This window comes from Saccharothrix hoggarensis (assembly GCF_042678885.1).
In the GTDB taxonomy this organism is placed as follows: Bacteria; Actinomycetota; Actinomycetes; order Mycobacteriales; family Pseudonocardiaceae; genus Actinosynnema; species Actinosynnema hoggarensis.
The window spans coordinates 1-6,351 of sequence record NZ_JBHTLK010000317.1 but is presented as its reverse complement, the minus strand read 5'-3'; the positions used below and the strand labels follow the sequence as shown (position 1 = coordinate 6,351).

The window sequence follows — 6,351 nt, the reverse complement described above, 5'->3', positions numbered from 1 at the left end:
CGCGCCGCGCACGCCACCGGCGTCGACCTGTCCGCGCCGATGCTGGCCCGCGCCCGCGCGTCGGCCGACCGCGAGGGCGTCGGCAACGTCGCGTTCGAGCGGGGCGACGCGCAGGTCCACCCGTTCCCGCCGCACGCGTTCGACGTCGCGCTCAGCCGGTTCGGGGTCATGTTCTTCGCCGACCCGGTCGCGGCGTTCGCGAACATCCGCGGCGCGCTGCGGCCCGGCGGACGGCTGGCGTTCCTGTCGATGCGCGACCTAGGCGACCTCGCGCACGTCTTCTCCGTGTTCGGCGAGTGGCCCGCGTCCGCCGACTCGGGTCCGCTGTCGCTGTCCGACCCGGCCGTGGTCGAGCGCGTGCTCACCGGCGCCGGGTTCGCCGACGTGGCGGTCGAGGCGGTGGAGGCGGACCAGGTGTGGGGCCGGGACGTCGCCGACGCGACCGACTTCGTCATGGGCTGGGGACCGGTGCGGCACGCCCTGCGCGACGCTTCACCGTCCGAAGTGGACGAACGCCGCCGGGCCGTGGCGCGGGCGCTCACGCCCTACGCCGGCCCGGACGCGGTGCGCCTGCGCGGCACCGCCCGACTCGTCACCGCGACGGCCTGACGTGGCGCGGATCGTCGTCTTCGGCGGTTACGGCGCGGTCGGGCGGGAGGCGGTGGCCGTCCTGGCCCGGTCGCACGACGTGGTGGTCGCGGGCCGGAACCCCCCGAGGTCGGTCCCCGGCGCCACGACGCTCCGCGTCGACCTGCGCGACGACGCCGCCGTGGAGCACGCGCTGGACGGCGCGTACGCCGTGCTGATGTGCGCCGAGGTCGGGAACGTCCGCGTCGCCCGCGCCTGCCTGGACCGCGGCGTGCACTACCTCGACGTGACGGCGTCGCAGCCGGTCCTCGCCGCCCTCCGGTCGGTGGAGGGCGACGCGACCGCGCTGCTCAGCGTCGGCCTCGCGCCCGGCGTCACGAACCTGCTCGCCCGGCACTGCGTCGAGCTGACCGGTGCCCGTGACGTCGAGATCGGTGTGCTGCTGGGCGGGGGCGAACGGCACGGCGCGGCGGCGGTCGCGTGGACCCTCGACGGGCTCGCCGCGCTGGGGCCGTCGTGGCGCATGCCGTTCCCCGCGCCCTACGGCACGCGGACCGTGCACGGGTTCCCGTTCCCCGACCGGCACACCCTGCGCGACACCCTCGACGTCCACGTCCGCACCGGGCTGTGCCTGGACTCCCGGCTGCTCACCGCGCTGCTCCCGGCCGCCGCCCGGTTCGCGCGCCGCCTCGGCCCGCTGGCCAGGGCGCGCCTCGGGAGCGACGGGTTCGCGGTCACCGTGACGGCGTTCGGGGTGACGTGCGCGTTCAGCGGACGGCGGCAGAGCCGGGCCACCGGCGTGGTCGCGGCGCTGCTGGTGGACCGGCTGCCGGGGCGGCCGCGCGGCGCGTGGCACGTGGACCAGGTCGTCGACCCGGCGCCGTTCCTCACCGAGGTGGCCGGGCACGGCTTCGCCTTCCACCCGCCTACGATGCGTCCCGATGGCACCGCGACGAGCAGCAGCGCTGCGTGACGGCGACGTGAGCCTGCGCGACCACCTGATCGCCGCGGCCACGCGCCTCATCGGCGAGCGCGGCACCGCCGGCCTCACGGTCCGCGACATCGCCCGCGCGGCGGACGTGGCGGTCGGCGTGCTGTACAACCACTTCGCGGACAAGGAAGAGCTGCTCGCGCTCGCCCTCCACGAGCACGTCCGCGCGGTGGAGCGGCGGATCGGACGGCCGGCGGCGGACGGCACGCTCGCCGACAACCTGCACGCGTTCGTCACGCACGCCCTGGCCGTCCACGTCGCGATCATGCCCGCGTTCGCGGGGCTGATGGGCCAACCGGACGTGTTCGCCCGGTTCGACGCGCTGCCCAACCCGATGGCGGACGGCCGCGGGCTGCACGTCGCGCTCGCCGACTACCTGCGGTCCGAGCAGGAGAAGGGCCGGGTGGCCGCGGACGCCGACCTGGACGCCGTGGCGACGCTGGTCGTCGGCGCGTGCCACGAGCTGGTGCTCCCCCGGCTGTACCGGAGCCCCGCGTCGGCGGTGGAGGTCCCGCCGGGGCACGTGGAGGCGTTGGTGGCGACGGTCCTGAACGGCATCGTGCCGCGTTAGCCGATCCCCCCGTCGCCCGTCCTGTGGGACGCTGGGCGTCCGAGGGACGGGGAGGGTGTCTTGGGGTTGCGGAAGTCGCGCGGGCCGGCGCCGTTCGTGGACGAGCAGCAGGCGCGGCTCGCGTTCCTGCTCGGCGAGTACAACGCCATCCGCGCCGAGCTGGTGGCCGCGGTGTCGACGCAGCAGACCGTGATGACGTACGGGTTGGCCGCGATCGCGGTCATCTACTCGGGGCTGCTGGCGTCGTGGTCGAACGCGTCCCTGCGCACCGGCATCCTGAGCCTGTCGCCCGTCCTGCTGCTGTTCGTGTGGTTCGTCTGGTACGGCGAGGTGCAGCGGCTGGGCCGGGCGCGGTGGTTCCTGTGGGAGCTGGAGCAGAAGGTGAACGCGCTGCTGAAGCCCGCGCACGACGTGCCGGCCGGGTCGGCGCTGCCCGCGTCGGACGTGCTGCACTGGGAGAGCTGGGTGCGCGGGCGGAACAAGTGGCGCCGGAACCTGCACTCGCGCCCGGCCTACCACCTGGCCACCGGTCTGCTGTGCGGCACGGGCCTGGGCACGACGGCGCTGTCGGTGGCGCTGAGCCTGGTGTCGCCGCCGTCGGTCGAGCTGCGCGTGCTGGTGTTCGGCGGCGCGGCGGTGTTCCTCGCGCTGCTCTGGTACGCGTGGTTCGTGTTCCGCCGCAACCCGCTCCTGGGCAACGGGAAGCCGATCGCCGACTGAGCGCGGTCACTGGTTCAGGATCTCCGACAACCGTTGGAGCGTCTCGGGTTTCAGCCGCCCGCTCCGGTCGTTGATCGCCTCGGCGACGCCGTCGCGGAACACCTGGCTGAACTCGACGTAGTGCGGCGTGACCGGGCGCAGGCGCGCGTTGTTCAGGGCGGTGCGCAACTCCTGCATGTCCCGGCGCTTGGCGTTGTCGTACGCGGACTGCCTGGTCGGCGCGAAGCCGCCCACCTCGGAGAGGATCAGCTGGCTGGAGGCACCGGTCAGGAACTCGACCAACGCCTGCGCGGCGCGCGGCTTGCCCGTCCCCGCCCGGATCGCCAGGTTCTGGCCGCCCAGCACGCTCGGCGTCGGCGGCGCGGCGACGCCGAACTCGACCCGGTCGGGCAGCCCGTCGCGGGCGACCGGCCAGTTGCGCATGTACAGGGTGCGCCCGTCGGCGAACGTGCGGACCGCGACGTCGTCCGTGGTCGACCGCACCTCCCCGGTCACCACGACGTCGTCGTCGTGCGCCGCGGCGGCCAGTCGTTCGAGGCCGATCTCGTCGCCCGCCCCGAGTTGCACGGCGGTCTTGTCCTCGTTCTGCGCGACGTCCCCGTTCTCTCCGAACGCCTTGCCGCCCGCGGCCCACATGGCCTCCAGCGCGACGACGGTGAGGATCTCCTCGTTGGCGAGCGCCGCCGCGTTCGCCGCGTCGACACTGGGCGTGGCGGCCGCCGCGGCCCCGGCCTCACCGCCGAAGTACTGCTCCCACGTCGTCGGCGGCTTCACGGCGGCCGGCACGTCGGTGCGGTAGTACAGCAGGCCGAAGTCGGTGTTGAACGGCAGGCACCACAACTTCCCGTGGTGCGAGCAGGTGCCCAACACCTTGGGCACGAAGTCGTCCAGCCCGGCCAACCTCGACCGGTCGAGCTCGCGGATGTAGCCGTCCTCCGCGAACTGCGCCAGCCACACGAGGTCGAGCACGTACACGTCGGCCTCGTGGGCGCCGCCCGGCTTGGCGTCGTTGACCATCCGCGCGTTCTGCTGGTCGGGTTCGCCGGGCACCGGCACGATCTTGACCGGGTTGGCCGGGTGGACCTGGTTCCACAGCTCGACGAGCATCGTCCGCGGGTCGCTCGCGCCCTCGTCGAACGCGGTCATGATCACCAGTTCGCCCGGTTCGAGGCCGGTGGGCGGCGGCGGTGACGGCCTCAGCGCGATGCCGGCGGCCACGATGGCGACGACGGTCAGCACGATCCCGACCCGCTTCGGCGTCTCGCCCAGCCACGCCCGGACGTCCTTGAGCGTCTTGTCCAACGACCGGTTCGCCGACTCCGGGTCGCGCCACACCTTCACGATCCCGGCCAGCATGAGGTTGACGTAGACGCCGGAGAACACGACCAGCACGGCGCTGAGCACGCCGCGCGTGACCGAACCGGGCGTCCACGACTCGTCGACCTCCGTGACCAGGATGGTGGAGACCATGGTCACGGCTACGCCGACGAGCAGCATGATCGCGATCAGCACAAGGCGAAAGCGGAAACTCCAGCGTTCCCCCGGGTCAGACATGCCCACCCCTTCGCATGACGCGATGAGCCAAGTAACACCGGCTCGACGCGGTGTGTCAATCCGCCCAATGGCCACGGGAAACCGAGACCCGCACTACTGCGGCCGCCCACGGAGGACCGTGCGCGCGGACCGGCCGGCCGCGCGCCAACTAGGGTCGGGCGGCATGGACCCGCTGGTGCCCCGGTACGGGGCCGGATCGCTCGCCGACGTCGTGCCGTCGCTGCTCGCCGGGCTCGACGTGCCCGGGATGGTCGACGTGCTCGGCATCTCCGGCCCGGCACGGGTGTGCGTGCTGCTCGTGGACGGGCTCGGGTGGCGGCTGCTGCGGGAGCACGCGTCCGACGCGCCGTTCCTCGCCTCGCTGGCCGGGCCGCCGATCACGGCCGGGTTCCCGTCGACCACGGCGTCCAGCGTGGCCGCGCTGGGCACGGGCGCGTCGACCGGGGAGCACGGGCTGGTCGGGTACTCGTTCGCGGCCGGCGACGAGGTGCTGAACGCGTTGCGCTGGAACCGGTACGGGGCGCCGGAGCACGTCGACCTGCGGTCGGTGCTGGTGCCGGAGGAGGTGCAGCCGCGGCGGACCGCGTTCGAGGCGGCGGCCGACGCGGGCGTCGCCGTGCGGCTCGTGCTGCCGCGGGACCACAAGGGCAGCGGGCTGACGCGGGCCGTGCTGCGCGGCGGCCGGTACCAGGGCGTGCTCGGGCTCGGTGACCTGGTCGCGCGGGTCGGCGAGGCGTTGCGCTCGGCGGACCGCGTCCTCTGCTACGCCTACCACGCCGACCTGGACGGCCTGGGGCACGTGTACGGGCCGGGCAGCGAGCCGTGGCGGTGGCAGCTGCGGTTCGTGGACCGGTTGGCGGCGGCCGTGGCCGACGACCTGCCGCCCGGCGGCGCGCTGGTCGTGACGGCCGACCACGGCATGGTCGTGGCCGACGACCGGGTGGACTGCGACACCGATCCCGTGCTGCGGGACGGCGTGCGGGCGCTGGCGGGCGAGGCGCGCGTCCGGCACGTCTACACCGACGTCCCCGACGACGTCCGGTCGCGCTGGGCCGGGCGACTCGGCGACCGGGCGTGGATCGCGTCGCGCGAGGAGGCGGTCGCGGCGGGCTGGTTCGGCCCCACCGTGGCCGACCACGTGCGGCCGCGGATCGGCGACCTGGTGGTGGCGGCCAAGGGGTCGCTCGCGCTGGTGCGGTCGGAGGTCGAGGCGGGGTTGACGGGCTTCGTCGGCCACCACGGGTCGCTGACCGAGGAGGAGCAGCACATCCCCGTCCTGGTGGCCGGGGCCTCGTCCACGCGGACCGTCGGTGGGTCGGCATAGCATCACGTGTCGGCCGCCGGGGTCGACCGCCCGCGGCCGGGACGGAGGCGATGAGTGGAGCACGGGTCACCCGTGGTGGACACGTCCGTCGCCGGGGTCGTGGAAGCCAGGTGGGGTGTCCGCCCGGAACCCGCGATCGCCCGGTACGCCGAGCCGGGGTGGCAGCTGTCGCCCCTGCCGGTCGACCGGCGCTGCCCGAAGTGCGAGGGCGAGCTGCACGGCCTCTACCGGGCCCACCCGGATCGCGGCAGGCAGCAGTTGCAGGCCGCCGTCGTCTGCCCCGCGTGCCCGGCGTCGTTCACGCTGCGGGAGCTGAAGCTCGCGCAGCGGTCCGTGCTCGGCGACCTGCGCCCGGACGCCGTCTCCCGCCGCCTGGCGGAGGACGCGCAGCTCGAAGCCCTGGCCCGCGCCTCCCGACCGCCCACCGCCCCACCCCGCCCGTCCACCACGCCGGCAGTGCGTCCCCGGCGCGCGCCGACAGCCCCGGTGGCCGAACCGCCGGCGTCGGGATCGCGATCGAAGGCACCGAGTCCTCCGGCCGAACCGGAACCGACCGCACCAGCCGCGCCCGCGGCCCCGGTCGCGCCCGCCGCACCGGCCCGG

6 protein-coding genes and 1 pseudogene are annotated in these 6,351 nt (G+C 74.7%); 6 read left to right on the top strand and 1 reads right to left on the bottom strand.

Annotated elements, in window-relative coordinates:
* The 4 genes from ACFQ3T_RS33445 to ACFQ3T_RS33430 form a co-directional block, all read left to right on the top strand.
* Positions 1 to 609, top strand: a 609-nt coding sequence (locus ACFQ3T_RS33445) for a class I SAM-dependent methyltransferase (protein ID WP_380729642.1), incomplete at its 5' end; no start/stop codon positions are given.
* A gap of 1 nt (position 610) precedes the next feature.
* Positions 611 to 1,561 carry a saccharopine dehydrogenase NADP-binding domain-containing protein gene (locus ACFQ3T_RS33440; protein WP_380729640.1) on the top strand — a complete coding sequence of 317 codons (951 nt, stop codon included), beginning with the start codon at positions 611 to 613 and terminating at the stop codon, positions 1,559 to 1,561.
* Positions 1,530 to 2,150 carry a TetR/AcrR family transcriptional regulator gene (locus ACFQ3T_RS33435; RefSeq protein WP_380729638.1) on the top strand — a complete coding sequence of 207 codons (621 nt, stop codon included), beginning with the start codon at positions 1,530 to 1,532 and terminating at the stop codon, positions 2,148 to 2,150. Before ACFQ3T_RS33440 ends, ACFQ3T_RS33435 begins: the two co-directional genes overlap by 32 nt.
* Positions 2,151 to 2,210: 60 nt before the next feature.
* Positions 2,211 to 2,870: a hypothetical protein gene (locus ACFQ3T_RS33430; protein WP_380729636.1), complete on the top strand. Its 660-nt coding sequence runs from the start codon at positions 2,211 to 2,213 to the stop codon at positions 2,868 to 2,870.
* Positions 2,871 to 2,876: 6 nt separating this feature from the next.
* Here the strand turns inward: ACFQ3T_RS33430 and ACFQ3T_RS33425 are convergent, their stop codons facing one another.
* Positions 2,877 to 4,382 carry an extracellular solute-binding protein gene (locus tag ACFQ3T_RS33425; RefSeq protein WP_380729634.1) on the bottom strand — a complete coding sequence of 502 codons (1,506 nt, stop codon included), beginning with the start codon at positions 4,380 to 4,382 and terminating at the stop codon, positions 2,877 to 2,879.
* A 205-nt stretch (positions 4,383 to 4,587) separates the two neighbouring features.
* On the opposite strand from ACFQ3T_RS33425, the gene ACFQ3T_RS33420 reads away from it, so the two are divergent.
* A complete protein-coding gene (locus tag ACFQ3T_RS33420; protein ID WP_380729632.1) occupies positions 4,588 to 5,748 on the top strand; it encodes an alkaline phosphatase family protein in 1,161 nt (386 codons plus the stop codon).
* Between the two features lie 54 nt (positions 5,749 to 5,802).
* Positions 5,803 to 6,351 (top strand): annotated as a pseudogene (locus ACFQ3T_RS33415) (DEAD/DEAH box helicase); the annotation flags it as partial.

Coding starts and splice junctions, on each gene's coding strand:
- ACFQ3T_RS33435 (WP_380729638.1), top strand. CDS start 1,530: ATGGCACCGCGACGAGCAGCAGCGCTGCGTGACGGCGACGTGAGCCTG.
- ACFQ3T_RS33420 (WP_380729632.1), top strand. CDS start 4,588: ATGGACCCGCTGGTGCCCCGGTACGGGGCCGGATCGCTCGCCGACGTC.